General features: G+C 67.4%; 12 protein-coding genes. All 12 read right to left on the bottom strand.

Translation table 11 applies throughout. From position 1 onward, the window contains the following. Positions 1–48: 48 nt before the first annotated feature. Positions 49–849: a serine hydrolase gene (locus tag IHE57_RS03800; RefSeq protein ID WP_209323911.1), complete on the bottom strand. Its 801-nt coding sequence runs from the start codon at positions 847–849 to the stop codon at positions 49–51. A gap of 91 nt (positions 850–940) precedes the next feature. Next, positions 941–2,305 carry a S66 peptidase family protein gene (locus IHE57_RS03805; protein ID WP_209370908.1) on the bottom strand — a complete coding sequence of 455 codons (1,365 nt, stop codon included), beginning with the start codon at positions 2,303–2,305 and terminating at the stop codon, positions 941–943. Continuing rightward, positions 2,298–3,953: an ATP-binding cassette domain-containing protein gene (locus IHE57_RS03810; protein WP_209370909.1), complete on the bottom strand. Its 1,656-nt coding sequence runs from the start codon at positions 3,951–3,953 to the stop codon at positions 2,298–2,300. Before IHE57_RS03810 ends, IHE57_RS03805 begins: the two co-directional genes overlap by 8 nt. Next, the gene (locus IHE57_RS03815; protein ID WP_253719874.1) at positions 3,953–4,915 is read right to left on the bottom strand and encodes an ABC transporter permease; all 963 of its coding nucleotides are present in this window, start codon (positions 4,913–4,915) and stop codon (positions 3,953–3,955) included. The genes IHE57_RS03810 and IHE57_RS03815 overlap by 1 nt, the downstream gene beginning before the upstream one ends. Next, positions 4,915–6,039 (bottom strand): ABC transporter permease, encoded by a 1,125-nt coding sequence (locus tag IHE57_RS03820; protein ID WP_209370911.1) that lies wholly within the window; start codon positions 6,037–6,039, stop codon positions 4,915–4,917. Before IHE57_RS03820 ends, IHE57_RS03815 begins: the two co-directional genes overlap by 1 nt. A 172-nt stretch (positions 6,040–6,211) precedes the next feature. Further along, positions 6,212–8,053 (bottom strand): ABC transporter substrate-binding protein, encoded by a 1,842-nt coding sequence (locus IHE57_RS03825; RefSeq protein WP_209370913.1) that lies wholly within the window; start codon positions 8,051–8,053, stop codon positions 6,212–6,214. Between the two features lie 236 nt (positions 8,054–8,289). Next, positions 8,290–10,371, bottom strand: coding sequence for a TRAP transporter permease (locus tag IHE57_RS03830; RefSeq protein WP_209370915.1), 2,082 nt, complete (start codon positions 10,369–10,371; stop codon positions 8,290–8,292). Continuing rightward, complete coding sequence (locus tag IHE57_RS03835) at positions 10,368–11,351, bottom strand: TAXI family TRAP transporter solute-binding subunit (RefSeq protein WP_253719875.1); 984 nt, start codon at positions 11,349–11,351, stop codon at positions 10,368–10,370. Before IHE57_RS03835 ends, IHE57_RS03830 begins: the two co-directional genes overlap by 4 nt. A gap of 119 nt (positions 11,352–11,470) precedes the next feature. Next, entirely contained in the window at positions 11,471–13,189 is a 1,719-nt protein-coding gene (locus tag IHE57_RS03840) for a type III PLP-dependent enzyme domain-containing protein (RefSeq protein WP_209370917.1), read from the bottom strand. Between the two features lie 112 nt (positions 13,190–13,301). Next, a complete protein-coding gene (locus tag IHE57_RS03845) occupies positions 13,302–14,948 on the bottom strand; it encodes a PucR family transcriptional regulator (protein ID WP_209370918.1) in 1,647 nt (548 codons plus the stop codon). Positions 14,949–15,152: 204 nt separating this feature from the next. Then, positions 15,153–15,584, bottom strand: coding sequence for a hypothetical protein (locus IHE57_RS03850; RefSeq protein ID WP_209370919.1), 432 nt, complete (start codon positions 15,582–15,584; stop codon positions 15,153–15,155). Between the two features lie 61 nt (positions 15,585–15,645). After that, the gene (locus tag IHE57_RS03855; protein WP_209370920.1) at positions 15,646–16,149 is read right to left on the bottom strand and encodes a hypothetical protein; all 504 of its coding nucleotides are present in this window, start codon (positions 16,147–16,149) and stop codon (positions 15,646–15,648) included. Between the last annotated feature and the right edge of the window lie 221 nt (positions 16,150–16,370).

Genomic DNA, 16,370 nt, shown 5'->3' on the forward strand with positions numbered 1-16,370 from the left:
GCCGTGCGCACGCACGAGACCGTCTCGAGAACATCGGCGGACCGCCCTTCAGAGGAATCGGTGGATCACCTCCCCCGCTTCGCGCATGATCGGCATGACGTCGACGACTCGGTCCGTGCCGGGCTCCCAGTTCGCGAACACGGCGTAGGCCACTCGCCGCGTCGGCGTCATCGCGATCCCGGCGTCGGCACGGATCGTCCCGTTCGTGCCCGTCTTGTTCCACACCCATACGTCGCGCTGATAGTTGTAGTGCGCGAGCGGGTCGAGGTCGAACGCCGAGGCGACCATCGAAGTGTCCGCACCGGCTCCCAGCCAGCGGCGGAAGATCTCATTCGTCGACTCGTCCCAGAACTCGTCCTTCGCATGCCGCGCCATGAAGTCGCTGATCTCCGCGGCGGTGCCCGTCGACAGGGTCCGCGGGGCCTTGGCCGGGCGCGGCCAGCGCAGGAAGTCGTGGAGCCCGGAGTTCCGGTAGCCCAAGTCCTCGACCTGGCGGGCGACGCTGTCGAGGCCGACTCGGCGGATGAGCACATTCGTCGCGAAGTTGTCGCTGAAGGCGCCGATGAGCAGGGCCACGTCGAAGATGCTCAGCTCGTCCTGCTCCATGAGGTACCAGATGCCGGACTCGTCGACACGTTCGCTCGGCCGCCGAGTCAGACGCTCCTGCAGATCGAGCGTGCCGTCCTGCGACATCTGCAGGACGGTATGGAGCAGGAACACCTTGCCCATGCTCGCGGTGTCGAGCTCCTCGTTCTCGTTGTGCGCGAACACCCTCTCTCCGCTGTCGACGTCGTAGGCCAGGGCGCTGAAGCGCACCCCGGGCAGTCCGTCGAAGTTCGGTTCGCTCATGGTCGTGCTCCTCTCGTCGTTCTCGTCATCGCGTTCCGGGTACTGATCCCGCCGGTGCTCGTTTCGGAATCGCGTGTGTCCGCTCACCAGCTCACCCCCGGCCCTCTCCGGCACCGTCCACCCGCAGGCGCGGGCGTCCGCCTGCAGGCGCCTCGAGTGTGGCCTCGACGCCGAGGGGCAGGCTCGGTGCATCCGGATCGTGTCCGAAGCCCATCTCGGTCACGATCGGGATGCCCGCCTCGCCGAGGGCGTCCATGACCAGAGCCTCGACTTCGGCGACCGGGGCGCAGTCCTCCCAGGACCCGAGCACCACCGCGTCAGCCGAGTCGAACCACCCGCCGCGGACTGCCTGCACGAGCAGGTTGTCGAGCCGGTACAGTTCCTCGTCGACGTCTTCGAGCATGAGAATGCTCGGTCCGCGAATCTCCCGCAGCTGCCTCGCGCCTGCCAGTTCCGGACTGCCGATGGCCGCTGCCACGAGACTGAGATTTCCCCCGCCGAGGCGGCCCCGCGCTCGCCCCGGAACCAGAGTCCGCGCCCGGCTGCGCGGCCCGGCCGCACCCGCGGGTAGGGTGCATGCAGCAGTCGCGGGGCCGCCCGCACCCGCGGCTTGGGCGGATGCAGCAGTCGCGGGGCCGGCCGCACCCGCGGCTTGAGTGGGTGTTTTGGGAGGATTCCCGCGTGATTCTTCCGCCCATTTCGCCCACCTGAGCGACGAGTCCGGGTCCGTCGAGCCCGCTGCGCCCGCTGCAGCGGAAGAACTGGTCGCGTTCGGAGATTTTCGGGCTCCGAAAGTATCCGATTGCGACCACTTCTCGCCCGCCGTGGCCTCGACACCGGCCTCCGCTGTGGCGGCCTCGGTGCCCGCCGCGGCGGGGAAGCCGAGTTCGCGACCGCCCCAGGGAGCGAACAGCCAGGAAGCCACCTCGGCGGGGACCACGGCCGAGTTCCTGAACGGATCGTTGCCGACCATCGGGCAGAACAGGGTCGCTGCCGACAGGTGGTGGTCCCAGGCCTGGTGGAGGGCGGTGACGTCCGAGGAGCCGGTGAGCAGTTTGGGCCGGCCGTCTCGGCGCAGCATGTGCCGGCGCATGTGGTCGAAGTCGATGTCGTCGAGCAGCCGCATGGCTCCGAAGCCCCCGCGCAGGGCGATGACGGCGTCGGTGTCCGGGTCGCACCAGGCGTCGACGAGGTCGTCCCGCCGCTGCTCGTCGGTGCCCGCGAGGTACGGCACTCGGGGGTGGCGAGCGCGGATGTGCTTGCCCGGCACGACGTGAAGATCCCAGGATTCGAGCTGCCAGACGGCTCGGAGCAGCGACTCCTCGTCGGTGGGACCGGACGGAGCGATGAGGCGGACGGTGTCACCGGGCCGCAGCGGCGGTGTCTCGAGGTAAGGGCTGGCGGGCAGATGAGTGTGCGGCCCGCCGCCGTACGGACGGTTGTGGCGACTACTCATTTCTCACCAGGCTCTGACTTCCCAGTCGGGGAACCGCGGCGAGCAGCTCCTGCGTGTACTCGTGCTGCGGGTTCTCCAGCACGCTGTCGACCTCACCGTATTCCACGATCTGGCCCTTCTTCATCACGGCCACCGTGTCCGCGATGTTCCACGCCAGACCGAGGTCGTGGGTGATGATGAGCGCACTCATCCCGAGGTTCTGCTTCAGCGCGAGGAACAGGGACAGGATCTCCCCGCGCACGGAGGCGTCCAGCGACGCCACGGGTTCGTCGGCGATGAGCACCTGCGGGTCCAGCGCCAGGGCACCGGCGATGACGACCCTCTGCCGCTGCCCGCCGGAGAGCTCCTGCGGAATCGATTCGAGGTAGTCACCTGCCGGCGTGAGCTCGGCGGCTTCGAGCGCACCGACCACCCGCGCGTACTCGTCGTCGCGGATGCCCTGCACCCGCAGACCTTCGACCACGGCCTCATAGACGCTGCGCTTGGGGTTGAGCGAACCGGCCGGGTCCTGCAGGATCATCTGCACCTGACGGCGGAACGTCCGCAGCGCCTTCGCCTTCCTCGGCAGCGCACGGCCCTGGAACGCCACCTGTGAGCCGGGCTCAACTTCCTGCAGGCCCAGCAGCGCCCTGGCCAGGGTCGTCTTGCCCGACCCCGATTGGCCGACGACGGCGAGGATCTCGGCTCTCCGCAGGGACAGGTCCACGCCCCGAACGGCCCTCTCCGTACCTCGCTTGGTCGCGAAGGACACGCTGACGTCCTTCGCCTCTAGCACCACTTCGTCGCTCATGGTGAACGGCTGGGCCCGGGTCACCTCGGCGGGTCGCAGCGTCCGCGGGTTCATCCGCGATTCCTGGTCGCCGATCTGGGGGAACGCACCGGCCAGCTGCTTCGTGTAGTTCTCACGCGGCCGCAGGCACACCTCGTCGCTGGGCCCGAATTCGACGAGCCTGCCGTGGCGCATGATCGCGAGCTTCGCGCACACGGCCGAGAGCACGGCGAGGTCATGGCTGATCATCAGGAGCGAGATCCCGCGGTCGGCGACGAGCGCGGCGAGTCCGGACAGGATCTGCTTCTGGACTATGACGTCGAGGGCCGTGGTCGGCTCGTCGGCGATGATGATGTCCGGTTCGCAGGCCAGGGCCATGGCGATCATGATCCGCTGCTTCTGACCGCCGGAGAGCTCGTGCGGGTAGGCCGAGGCCTTCGCGGAGTCGAGGTCGACCTCGGCGAGCAGTTCGAGCATCCGCGCCCTCCGCTTCTCCGGACTCGTCCACGTGTCCTTCGAGTGGTGTTCGAGGGCTTCGATGATCTGCCGTCCGACCTCGCGCACAGGGTTGAGCGAATGCAGGGCGCCCTGGAACACGATCGAGGCCTGCGACCAGCGCACCGCACGGATCTGCCCGAAGTTCAGCTGCGCCAGATCCTTCCCGCCGAGGAGCACCCGCCCGTCCAGCCGCGCCGACTTCGGCAGCAGCCGCAGGGCGGACATGATCAGCGTCGACTTCCCCGATCCGGATTCCCCCGCGATGCCCAGCGTCGTGCCCGCGGGCAGATCGAGGCTGACCTCCCTGACCGCGGCGACGTCACCGCGCGATGAGGAGGAGCGGTAGGTGATCGAGACGTTCTCGAAGCTCAGATCGGTCATCAGCGGCTCCTCAGGGCGGGGTTGATGATGGCCTCGAGCGCACGGCCGACCATCGTGAAGGCGAGCACGACGAGGAGGATCGCGATGCCGGGAGTGAGCACGTACCACCAATAGCCGGAGGTCGCGGCCGAGACGTCCATCGAGTTCTTCAGTATCGTGCCCCAGGACTCCTTGCTGGTATCGCCGAGCCCCAGGAACGACAGGGTGGACTCGGCGATGATCGCGCCGCCGACGGTCAGGGTCGTGTTCGCGAGCACGAGCGGCATGACCGCAGGCAGCAGGTGCCGGAACAGGATGTGCCGATGCCCGGCGCCGAGGATGCGCGCCCTTTCGATGTAGAGCCGGGACTCGACGCTCAGGGTCTGGGACCGCACGATGCGCGCCGTCGACGCCCAGGAGGTCAGGCCGATGGCGATCACGATGGTGAAGACTCCGCGTTCGAGGACGGAGGAGAGCACGATCGCCAGCAGCAGGGACGGGAGCACGATGAAGAAGTCGATGACGCGCATGATGAGGCCGCCGAAGAGTCCGCTGAAGTGTCCGGCGGCCAGCCCCATGATGGTGCCGATGACCATGGACATGACGGTGGCGGCGACGCCGACGAGGATCGACACACGCGCTCCCCAGAGGATGCGCACCCACAGCTCCCGGCCGAGGCCGTCGGTGCCCAAGGGGTGTTCGAGGCTCGGCGGGGCGTAGCGCGGAGCGTCGAGCTGCTTCGTCACATCGAGCATCGCGGCAGGGGCGATGAGCGGGGCGGCGAGCGCGATGACGACGAAGAAGAGCAGCACGAGGGCTCCGAGCAGCGCGGGGACGTCGGAGCGGAAGAGCGCCCAGTTCTTCTTCGCGTTGTTCAGCCGACGTTCGCGGACGAGCTTCGCGCCGTCGATCGCGGCACCGCGCTCCCGGGGATCGCGGTCCGGGGGGCCGGGAGCCGCCTCGGCGGGGGTGTTCGCACTCATCAGGCCCTCCTGACGCGGGGATCGAGGAATCGGTAGACGAGGTCGGCGGCCAGGTTCATCACGATGATGATCGCCGAGAACACGACGAAGGTGCCCTGCAGCAGCGGGAGGTCGGGGCCGCGGATGGCTTCGAAGGTGAGTTTGCCCAGGCCCGGCCAGGAGAACACGGCTTCGACGGTGACGGCACCGGCGATGAGGCCGCCGATGTGGAGGAATACGACGGTGACGGTGGGCAGCAGAGCGTTGGGCACTGCGTGCCTGCGGCGGACTTCGTCCTCGGTCAGCCCCTTGGCGCGGGCGGTGGTGAGATAGTCCTCGCTCATCTCCTCGATCAGGGAGGCGCGCATGATCATGAGGAACTGGGCGTAGACGACGACGACGAGGGAGACGACGGGCAGGATGAGGTGCTTGATCACGTCGATGATCCCGGCGGCCGACCACGGGTCGAGGCCGGGAGTGATCATGCCGCCGGTGGGCAGCCACTGCAGGGTGCCGCCGAAGATCATGAGCAGGATGAGGCCGAGCCAGAAGGTCGGGACGGACCAGAAGATCAGCGAGGTCGAGGAGGCGAGCTTGTCGAACAGCGAGTTCCTCCTCCAAGCGGAGAGCTGGCCGAGCCACAGTCCCATGGCGATCGCGATGAGTGCCGCGGTGCCGGTGAGCAGCAGGGTCGGGCCGAGGTATTCGACGATGAGCGAGGACACCGTCTTCCGATAGACATAGCTCTCGCCGAGGTCGCCGGTGACGATCCCGACGAGGTAGTCCCAGAACTGGACGATGACGGGTTTGTCGAGACCGTATTGGCTGCGCAGTTCGGCGATCTGCGCCGGGCTCATCGGGCGCTCCTTCGCGATCTTGAGCACGGGATCGCCGGGCAGCATCCGGAAGGCGAAGAAGCCGAGGACGATGACGAGGATCATCGAGGTCGCGGCCCCGCCGAGTTTGCGCAGGAAGTAGCCTGCGAACGATCCGCCCGCCGGCGGTTCGTCCGCATCGGCTGTTCCGGTGGATCCCGCCGCCGAGGCGGGGTCCGGGTCCGCCGGATCCGCGGAGTGGGTCGCCGAGGCGGGGCCCGGGTCCGTCGGATCCGCGGGGTGGGGATCGTTGCGGGCAGGTCTGGTCACTGGGGTGCTCCTGGTGCTGGGTGGTGCCGGGTGGTGCCGAGAGGGTGCTGTCGAGGACGGCGGCCCCGGCGTCCCGGACGCCGAAGCGGCGCCCGGGGCGGCGGGACCACGCTCGTGACGTCAGGGCCGCGCTCAGGACGGCAGGGCCACGGTCGGGACGGCGGGGCGGTTCCTATTCGCGGTCGTCGGACTTCCTGCGGCGGCTGAGCAGCCAGCCGCCTCCGCCGAGGACGACGATGACGGCTGCGGCGATTCCGATCCAGCCGCCCGCGCCCAGGCCCCCTCCGCCCGAGGCCTCCTCCGCACTCACGGGTTCGACCGAGGCATAGCCCCAGTAGCCGACCTGATTGGCGATCACTCCGCCGTCGGTGGGCTGCTTCGTGAAGTTCGTGAACCGATCGGAGCGGATGGCCTCGAGCTGACTCGGGTACCACAGTGTCACCGAAGGAGCCTCTTCGTAGTGGATCGCCAGGGCCTTCTGCACGAGTTCGGCTCTCTTGGCCTGGTCGAGTTCGACGTGCTGAGCCCGGTAGAGCTTGTCGAACTCCTTGTTGCACCAACCGTCTTGGCTCGTGCCCCCGTTGCCGTCAGCGTCGGGGCGCTGTCCGCAGGTGTTGATGCTCAGCTGATAGTCCGGATCCGGATTGATCGACCAGCCGGAGAAGTACATGTCGTAGTCGCCCTTGGTGGTGCGCTCCGACACCGTGTCGACATCGGTCGACTCGTTCTTCAGAGCGATGCCGATGTCCTTCATCCAAGGCGCGAGGAACTTCGCAGTGTTCTGCTCGATCGGCGCATCGGCGTCGGTGAGGAAGCGCAGCTCGAGCTTCTTCCCGTCCTTGGCCCGGATGCCGTCCGCCCCTTCCTTCCAACCGGCCTCGTCGAGCAGCTTCTTCGCCTTCTTCACGTCGAAACCGCTGATGACGGGGTCATCGGACTTCAGCGTCCAGTTCGGATAGACCGCAGGGATGAAGCTCGTGGCCGGCTGCGCGTAGTCGTGCATGACCTGTTTGCGCAGCGTTTCGATGTCGATGCCGGCGCGGATGGCCTGGCGCACCTTCTTGTCCTTCAGCGCCTCGCTGCCGGTGCCGAACTCCTTGCCCTCGGCATCGGCGACTCCGGGATTGATGGAGATGCCGTTGAAGCGGCGGCCGTTGCCGTCGTTGAGCTTGACGTTATCGGCCCCCTCGAGCGCGGTGAACTGATCCGGACTGAGGCCGGAGATGAAGTCGACCTCGCCGGAGCGGATGGCCTGCACCTGGGCGTCGGAGTTCGTGTAGTAGCGGTACTGGATCTCGTCGAGCTTCGGTTTGCCGCGCCAGAAGTTCGGGTTCGCCTTGAGCGTGATCGACTTGTTCGCCTCATAGCTCTCGAGCTGGAAGGGTCCCGAACCGACCGACTTCTCGTCGTTCTTGAACTCGCCGGGCTTGTCGATCTCCGACCACACGTGCTCGGGCACGATCGGGATCTCCTGGCCCGGATTGTTCGCCTGCGGCTTCTTCAGAGTGATGACGACAGTGGACTCGTCCGGAGCCTCGACCTTGTCGAAGTTCTCGACGAGGCTGCCGTTGGCGACCGCCATCTCCTCCTTCTCCATCATCTGGGTGTACGTCCACGCCACGTCCTTCGACGTCAGCGGTTCCCCATCGGACCACTTCATGTCCGGCCTGATCTGGTACGTCCAGACCTTGCCCTCGTCGTCCGTGTTCCATTCGGTGGCGAGTCCCTCGGTGACCGAGCCGTCCTCGGCGTCGTTGGCCACGAGGTTCTCATACATGTACCTGAAGGTGTTCGTCGGCACCAGGTAGAAGGAGGTGAAGGGGTTGAACGAATCGATGAATCCGTCGGTGGCGATACGCAGCACGTTCTCGGAAGCCGGAGCCTCGGACGTGGCCGCCTGTGCCGGGGCGGCGGCGAAGGAGCCGACGAGGGCGAGGGCTGCGACGCCGGCCAGGCAGCGGCGCCATCCTCTGCGCAGTGCGGAGTGTCTGCGCAGTGTGGGGTGAGTGAACATCATTGTCCTTCTGCTCGTGCGGTGATTCAGTTGTCACTCCCGTTTCGGACGAATGCGGTCGCTCGTCCGGAATGCGATGAGTGTGCTTTTCATCACTCTACGTTCGAAGTGCCATGATCTACGCACAACACCACACAAAGTTGCTTGTCAGCAACTGTGCAAACACCACAGCGGCTCACGAACAGACGCCTTGCGCTCCTGGCGCTTCACGTCCTGCACTGCGTCCGCTCCGGTCCTCAGACCCCCTGCGGCGACCGGTCGCCGCTGCGGTGGGCGATCTGCTCGGAGGTCTCGGCCTTGCGCAGCTTCTGCACGATCGCGATGCCGACGAGCACCGCCAGACCGATGAGGGAGATCCACATGGCCGGGTAGACCAGAGCAATGCCGCCGGCGACCAGCAGCACTCTCTCCACCACGTTGGTGACGCCGAAGAAGTAGCCGGCCATACCCGCGGCCACGCCGACCATGCCCAGACACAGCGTCACGAGAGCCGAGACCATCTCCTGCCAGGTTCCCTGCAGCAGCAGCGCGGGCTGGAGGATGAAGACGTAGGGGATGAGGAATCCTGCGATCGCGATCCGCACCGCGGTGACTCCGGCCTTCATCGGGTTCGCTCCCGCGATGCCGGCACCCGCATAGGCCGCGAGGCAGACGGGCGGGGTGATATCGGCGAGGATGCCGAAGAAGAACACGAACATGTGTGCGGCGATCAGCGGCACATCGAAGTTGTTGTACAGGATCGGTGCGGCGACCGTCGCCGTGACCACGTAGTTCGCCGTCGTCGGAAGCCCCATTCCGAGGACCAGGCAGGCGATCATGACCATGAACAGCACGACGAAGAAGTTGCCGCCGGCCAGATCGACCAGGCCCTTGCCCAGCTGACCGCCGAGGCCGGTCACAGTCACCGTGCCGGCGACGATTCCGGCCGTGGCACAGGCGGCGATGACCGGCAGCGCCGTGCGTGCCCCCGCGATGAGGACGTCGACGAGCGCGCGGGGGCTCAGACGGGTCATCTTCCGCAGGAAGCTGAGGATGAAGGCTGTGCCGATGCCGAACAGCGCCGCCCGGATCGGAGACATGCCCGAGAGCAGCGTGAGCACGATGACCACCAGCGGCAGCAGCAGGTCGAGCCGCTTGAGCAGATCGCGACCGTCCGGCAGGGCGGATTTCGCCATTCCGAGGATGCCGCTCATCTTCGCTTCGAAGTGGATGGACAGGAACGCACCGAGGAAATAGAGCAGTGCGGGGATGATGGCGATGACGATGAGGCCGTTGTATTCGAGGTCGGGCACGTTCTGAGCCATGATGAACGCGGCCGCGCCCATGATCGGCGGCATGATCTGTCCGCCGGTCGATGCCGTGGCCTCGGTGGCGGCGGCGAAGTGGGGTTTGAACCCGGCCTTCTTCATCAGCGGGATGGTGAACGATCCCGAGGCCACGGTATTGGCCACCGAGGACCCCGAGACCATGCCCTGCAGTCCGGAGGCGACGACCGCCGCCTTCGCCGGTCCGCCGGTGTAGCGCCCGGTGAGCCGGAAGGCGAGGTCATTGAAGAACTGGCCGATGTTCGTGTGCACGAGCATCACGGCGAAGAACAGGAAGAGGAAGATGAAGTTCGCCGACACCTGCACGGGAGTGCCGAAGATGCCGGTGCCGTTGGACAGGAACATGTTCGTCGCGAGGTCCTCGACGCTCAGCCCGGAGTGCCTGAAGACGGGGCTGTGGTTGCCGAAGAGCCCGTAGAGGAGCGCGACTGCGGCGATGATGACGATGGGCGGGCCCACGCAGCGACGGGTGGCTTCGAGGATGAGCAGCACGCCGAGGATCGCCACGACGAAGTCGAGGGGCGAATAGCCGAGGATCTGGACCGAGTTGCTCACCAGACGCGAATAGTCGAAGAAGACGTAGAGGTTGCAGAACAGCCCTGCGAGCCCGAGCAGCACGTCGTACCAAGGGACGCGGCTGCCGCGTCCGATGAGGAAGTCGGCGACGCGATTGCCGGTGGCGGGAGCGTCGAGCAGCCCTTTGCTCGCCGGGTAGAGGAAGAAGATCAGCGCCGTCGCCCCGGCCAGGTGGAGCGATGAGTGCATCCACGTGTTGAACGGCCGCTCGAGTGCGGCGTAGAGGTGGTAGAGGGTGAAGACGACGGAGACTCCGCCGATCACCCACGCCCACCAGCCGAGATCCGTGCGGAACCGGCTCGAGGAGTCGACGTCGCGCAGGACCTTCTCTCTTGCCTGATCGGCTGCCACCGTCGGCGCGGCAGCCGCCCCGGCCGAGGAGTCCCCCGGTCGGGGCGCTGTCGTCTCGTCACTCACGGCAGGTCGATGCCCTCTTCTTCGAAGTACTTCTTGGCGCCGGGATGCAGCGGGACGTCGCCGATCCCCTGCATCGCGGTGTCCTTCTTGATGAGCTTGCCGACATCGAGGGTGACTCCGTCGGTGTTGTCGAACAGTGCCTTGGTCAGCCCGTAGGCCGTGTCCTCGCTGACCTGGTCGGTCGACGCCACGAGAGCGGCGAACACGGAGACCGTCGGCACGTCCTCGTCGAGGAAGTCATAGGCCTCGGCGGGGATGTCATAGGACTCTGCGCCCGTCGACTCCTCGATCGCCGAGGTGATGTCGTCGTCGAGTTCGAGCAGCCTGACATCGGTCGAGGCGGCCAGCTGAGTCAGGCCGGCGACCGGAGTGCCCACGACGAAGATCGTCGCGTCGATCTGCTTGTCGCCGAGCATATCGGTCGACGCCCCGAAGTCCGTGACCTCGGGGGTGTAGTCGGACTCGCCGATGTCCGCGGCCTCGAGGATCGCATCGGAGATCGCCCGTGTGCCCGATCCGGCGTCGCCGACGGCGATCTTCTTGCCCTTGAGGTCCTCGACGGACTCGATCTTCGAGTCGTCGCGGACGATGATGTGCGCGGCTTCCGGGTAGAGGGAGGCCAGCCAGCCGACGTTGTCGAGCTTCGTGCCGTCCAGATCCTCGAGCTCGCCGTTGACCGCATCGTTCGCGGTATCGCTCTGGGTGAAGCCCATCTGCCATTCGCCCTGGTAGATCTTTCCGAGGTTCTCGGCCGATGCTCCGGATTCGACGTAGTTGACGGTGACCCCGTCGACGTTGTCCTCGAAGATCGAGGCGAGTTCACCGCCGAGCGGATAGTAGGTGCCCGAGGTGCCTCCGGTGCCGAGGGTGAGGTCGTCCGTGGTTTCGCCCCCTCCCCCGCCGCTGCCTCCGGATCCGCAGGCTGTGAGGCTGAGCGCCAAGGCGGCGATGGCCGCAATGGTCATGCGTCGGAATGTCATGTCATCCTTCCTGGTACGTCGTCGTCACCAGCTGCTCAGCTGGATACTCAGTGATCTCCCTCGAGATTATGCGGAAGCGGTGAGCTTTTGGCTACTCGACCTGAAAGTTTGCTGAATCGTTAGATGCTGCCCTGCTCGGTCGGAGTGTTCAGGCTCTGCTCGGTCAGAGTGTTCAGGCTCTGCAGCTCTGGCCCTCCCGCCTCGGCGAGCACGTCGTCGATCGACTGTCCGCGCCGGATGAGGAAGAACTGCGGCGCGAGCCCGCCGTTGCGGGTCGCGGCCCCGGCGGACTGCGGCACTGTCACCTCGGACTGCTGCGCGGTCCCTTCGGAGCCGGCTCCGACGGCTCCCTCGACAGTCGAGGCTCCCGCGGCGCAGTAGCCGTAGACGGGCACGCGTGGGAGGAGGTTGTAGGAGAACGGATTCGAGAAGTAGTAGGCGCCGGTCTCGGGCACGGCCACGAGGTCGCCCGCGTCGAGGCGGGGCAGCATCCGGTCGCGGGCCAGGAGGTCACCGGAGAAGCAGGCCGGCCCGGCGACATCGGTGGGGGTCGCCTCGGCGGTCTTCGGTTCACCGTCCGCGGTGAAGGGCAGGATGCGCAGCGGCCAGTCCGCGGGCGCATAGGCGGTGCGGGTGGCGACCTGGACGCCGGCCTGGGTCATGGCGATGCGGCGGCCTCCCGTGGTCTTCGCGTACTCGACCCGCGTGAGGATGGTGCCGGCCTTGGCCAGCAGCGCCCGGCCGAACTCCGTGACGATATCGAAGTCGAACAGTTCCGGCACCTGCTCCTCGAGCACGGCCCGGTACTCGGCGAAGGTCGGAGTGACGTCCTCGCCCTCGAAGTTCACCGACAGTCCCCCGCCGATGTCGATGCGGGTGATTCGCCGGCGGTCGGACACGGCTCGTGCGTCGCTCAGGGTTGTCGGATCCGACGCGTCCGAATCAGAAGCCGCTCGCGCGTTGATCTCCTGAGCGAGGTCGACGGCAGCGCGGACGCCGACGGCGGCCCGGTCGAGGCTGATGCCCTGTGAGCCGGAATGGACGTGGATCTGATTGAGCCAGGGTCGGGCCAGATAGGCCTCGATGAGCTTCTCGCGGGCGTCGGGATCGGCCAATCCGATGCCGAACTTCGAGGTCTCGGTGGCGGTGCTCAGCGCGCCGATCGCGCCGGTTCCCGACTGCGGATTGATGCGGATGCCGATCCGCGCCGAGGCGGGGCTGGGCACCTCCGACCCCGTCGGGGCGGAGCCCGGCACTTCCGATCGCGCCGAGGCGGGGTCGGACTGTCCGGCCCCGGCAGAGTGACCGCGCCGACGTTCACCGAGGAGAGCGTCGAGGCGGGCGAGCTCTTCGAAGTTGTCGACGTTGATCGAGACGCCGAGGTCGACGGCCCGCCGCAGCTCCGTCCAGGTCTTGGCCGGGGAGTCGAAGACGATCCGTTCAGGAGTGAAACCCGCGGCGAGGGCGAGTTCGAGTTCGCCGGAGCTGGCGACCTCGCAGCCGGCACCCGCCTCGGCGTAGCGGTGCAGCAGCGCACGCACGGGCACGGCCTTGCAGGCCACCGCATGGAGGACATCCCTCTGCGAGACGAAAGCCGCGTTCAGCCGCTCGAACGCGGCACTCAGCCCATCGAGGTCCATGAGACCGAGCACCGGGGTCCGGTCCGTGAGAACGGGCACGCAGGCACGTGCGGCAGGTTCCGGCTCGAAACCGTCCGGGGGACGGCCGCCCGGCTCGAAGCCGTCCGCGTCGCCGTCTCCGGCGGCATTGCTGGTCTCGGCGATCGCTCTGATCGCCCGTGCCCGGCTGTCCGGGATCGAATGGTGACTGCTCGGCATACCGTCCTCTGTTCGTGATCTCCTGTCACTGTAGGACGACTGCCCTGAACGATCCGACGATAACGTGCCAAACTTCGCCGCCCCGGATTGTGTGTTTCACACGAGAGGCGTTTCAGCCGCTCGCGCGGTCATGGGCGAGCACCGAGAGCTCGAGCCACAGCCTGTCGGCCGGCGCGGCCGTCGACAGCCCGGTGATCTCTTCGATCCGGCCCAGCCGATGTCGCAGCGAATTCGTGTGCACGTGCAGCCGGCGGGAGGCCTCGGCAGAGTTGCCGACCGTGGCGAAGTACACGCGCAGGGTCTCGAGCAGGCTGCCGTTGTGGTTCGCATCGTGGCGGGCCAGCACACGAGCCGGCCGCACCACACGTTCGTCTCCGTCCCTCCCACCGGCGGAGAGCAGCGCATCGGCGACGCGCAGCCCGACGACCTCGGCGGCGACATCGGCGGCCGTTGCGCCGGTGAGCGACTCGTCCGACGCCGGGCCCGAGTCGGCGGGTTCCGGCCTGCGCGGCAGGGCGTCGACGACATAGACGGCCTCGGTCCACGAGCGATGCACCTCGTCGAGGCGGTCCACGGCGCCGCCGACGCCGAAGCACAGCCGTTCGCCGGCAGGCAGCGACCGCCGGAGCGTGGCCAGCACATGGTCTCGGATCCGCTCGGCGTCCAGCGGCTCGCTCATCTGCACGAGAGCCGCAAGGTGAGCGCCCTTTCCTGCGATCGGGCCGAGGTCCGCACCGGGATCGACATGTGCGAGCACGGCGTCTGCGAAGGCGGCCCGAAGGTGGAACCGCAGGACGGGCTCTCGCTCGGGGGCCACCTCGGCGAAGGCGAGGGCACAGTAGTGCCCGGAGAACGGCAGCGCCAGCAGGGTCGCCGCAGGACCGAGGTCGACCGAGCCGGCGAGGATTCCGCTGAGCGCCTCGCGGCGGATGCGCTTCTCGAACGGCGAGCGGCGCAGCGTCCGCAGCATCACCGGCAGGGCGGCACGCGCGGCGTCCCGGAGCACGTCCCGCAGCGGCCCGGGATCGACTGCAGCCGGATAGGCCGCCCAGATCGTGCCGATCAGCTCGCCCTCACTGCGCAGGGCGATGACCGATCGGGCCGGAGAGCTGCCCGCTGCGGGACGTTCGACGACGTCGGTGGAGCGTCGGATGGTGTCGAGGAAGCCCGATTCCTCGAGCTCGGCGATCCGCCAGGCGGGGATGGCGCCGGAGAGGATCGTCTCCCGTCGGATCTCATCGAGTTCACCGCCGAGGTTGGCGTGGGCCAAAACGCGGGAGCCCGGGTCCTCGATCGTGATCGACGCCCCCGTCGACTCGGCGATGACCGCCGCCAGCGCGCTGAGGTCGTCGACATCGGGCCAGGCCAGGGCGCTCGTCACTCCCTCGGTGAGCTGGCGCAGGTGGACGAGTGTCTCCGACCATGTCACATGCGGTGAGCGTTCGAGGAGGACGGGAGCGTCTTCCGTGTGCCCGGATGTCTCGGCGTCGCCGAGGTGGGCATGCGCTCCGGGCGGGAGGACGAGCGCTGCGGCTTCGGCGTGCTCGGCGAGGATCGTGTCGAGGCCCGAGCGGCTGTGCACCGCCTCGGTGATGAGGACGACGGCTCCTCGCGTCCGCGCAGCAGGTGCCTGCGACAGGTCGAAGCCGAAGTCGATCCGGGTGACCTCGTGATCGCGGGCTGCCTCGGTCAGTGGGAGGAGGAGGCTCTCGGCGTCCCGGAGCAGCCGGGACAGGCGAACGCCAGCGGTGTCGGTCATGTTCTCACTGTAGCCAATGGCGACCGCTGCCCCTTCCGGGGGAGACGATCGCGAACCCGGGGACCGGGACGGCAGGACGCGGTGAGTCACCCCGTCTGCCGTGCTCTGACTCTTCGTCCGATCAACCGCGTCTTCGGCTTCGCCGACGGACACGACGTCAGCCGTCCCCGCTGGCTGGCGCCCCGGCCCAGCCGGTCTCAGCTCTCAGCCTCGCCGTTCATCGGGAGTCGTCCCCTCCTGCGCCTGGGCGTGCCTGTGGCGGTGCCGCGGACCGAGGACGTGCGGAATGATGAGAGCGATCAGTGCGAGGATTGCGCAAGGCACCACCGAGTCCGCGATCGCCTGACGGGGCCATGGCAGAACGCACGGCTGACCGTCGACGGCGACCTGCCTGCTCCAGGCCTTCTTTTCCACCTCGACACCGTCACTGATGCACGACAGCGATGCGATGCCAGCGGCGAACCGAGTCGGTCCGAGGTGAAACTCCACCCAGTCGTCGACGCCCGGCTGTTCCACTTCGACCGCGGCGAGCTCAGTCACCTTTCCGTGCAGTTCGAGCGGGATCAGAGACCTCTGCCAAGCCACGGCAGCGCCGAGGACGATGAAGATCGCACAGATGAGAAACAGAAGGAGCACCGACGCCCGTCTCCACCCGCTGTGCGGGCGCCCCCTGCCTCTGCGACGAGCGGGGACTCGATCAGAGCAGCCCGACAAAACTCGCCCCCATCGCGATCATGACCAGCCCCAGACCAATCAGGGCAGATCCTTTCACGGCTGCGGCCGCGGGGGTTCCTGGCGGCTCGGGGGCGAGGACGCAGATCAGACCGATGCATGCCGCACCCAATGACTGGTGGACGATATCCGACCAGTCGGCAGTCGGGTCGCCGAAGACTCTGTATTCGATCACCATGCCGATGCCGATCGCCAGCAGCGTGGCGAGGACGACGAGCAGGCCGCTGAGCCGTTCGGGTGCATGTCCGCGCCGCGAAGCCCAGGCGACGAGCGGCGGTGCCATTGCGATGAGGATGAGGCCACCGCCGACCCCGGCGAGGTAATGAGCGGCGAAGTCGAAGCGTCCGGACACCGCGAAGTACCCGAGGGACCCGAGAGCGGCAAAGCAGCAGATGGCAAAGGAGCGCCGCAGGAATACAGCCGCCTCTGCCGGCCATCGGCCGGGGAGGTTCTGCTCGGTTGCAGCCATGTGTGCGCCCCTTCACGAAGTCGGCGTCGGCGGAGTGCGCGCGATCCTGAACAGCAGTGCTTCGACGAAGGGCGAAGCACCGTTCTGGAAGTCTATTCCGACGAGGCGGACGAGACCCCTGGTCGGGTTGAGAAATGCGGCATCCCGCATTTCCGTCGGTGGTGACTGCTGTGAGGAGTCTGTGAATGCAGACGACGGCGGCGCAGACAACTCGCAAGGCA

The sequence above is a fragment of the Brevibacterium renqingii genome (assembly GCF_017808105.1).
Classification (GTDB): Bacteria; Actinomycetota; Actinomycetes; order Actinomycetales; family Brevibacteriaceae; genus Brevibacterium; species Brevibacterium renqingii.

Excerpts from the sequence above, each read along its gene's own strand:
- IHE57_RS03800 (WP_209323911.1), bottom strand. The coding sequence starts at position 849 with ATGAGCGAACCGAACTTCGACGGACTGCCCGGGGTGCGCTTCAGCGCC.
- IHE57_RS03810 (WP_209370909.1), bottom strand. The coding sequence starts at position 3,953 with ATGACCGATCTGAGCTTCGAGAACGTCTCGATCACCTACCGCTCCTCC.
- IHE57_RS03845 (WP_209370918.1), bottom strand. The coding sequence starts at position 14,948 with ATGACCGACACCGCTGGCGTTCGCCTGTCCCGGCTGCTCCGGGACGCC.
- IHE57_RS03825 (WP_209370913.1), bottom strand. The coding sequence starts at position 8,053 with ATGTTCACTCACCCCACACTGCGCAGACACTCCGCACTGCGCAGAGGA.
- IHE57_RS03805 (WP_209370908.1), bottom strand. The coding sequence starts at position 2,305 with ATGAGTAGTCGCCACAACCGTCCGTACGGCGGCGGGCCGCACACTCAT.
- IHE57_RS03815 (WP_253719874.1), bottom strand. The coding sequence starts at position 4,915 with ATGAGTGCGAACACCCCCGCCGAGGCGGCTCCCGGCCCCCCGGACCGC.
- IHE57_RS03855 (WP_209370920.1), bottom strand. The coding sequence starts at position 16,149 with ATGGCTGCAACCGAGCAGAACCTCCCCGGCCGATGGCCGGCAGAGGCG.
- IHE57_RS03840 (WP_209370917.1), bottom strand. The coding sequence starts at position 13,189 with ATGCCGAGCAGTCACCATTCGATCCCGGACAGCCGGGCACGGGCGATC.
- IHE57_RS03835 (WP_253719875.1), bottom strand. The coding sequence starts at position 11,351 with ATGACATTCCGACGCATGACCATTGCGGCCATCGCCGCCTTGGCGCTC.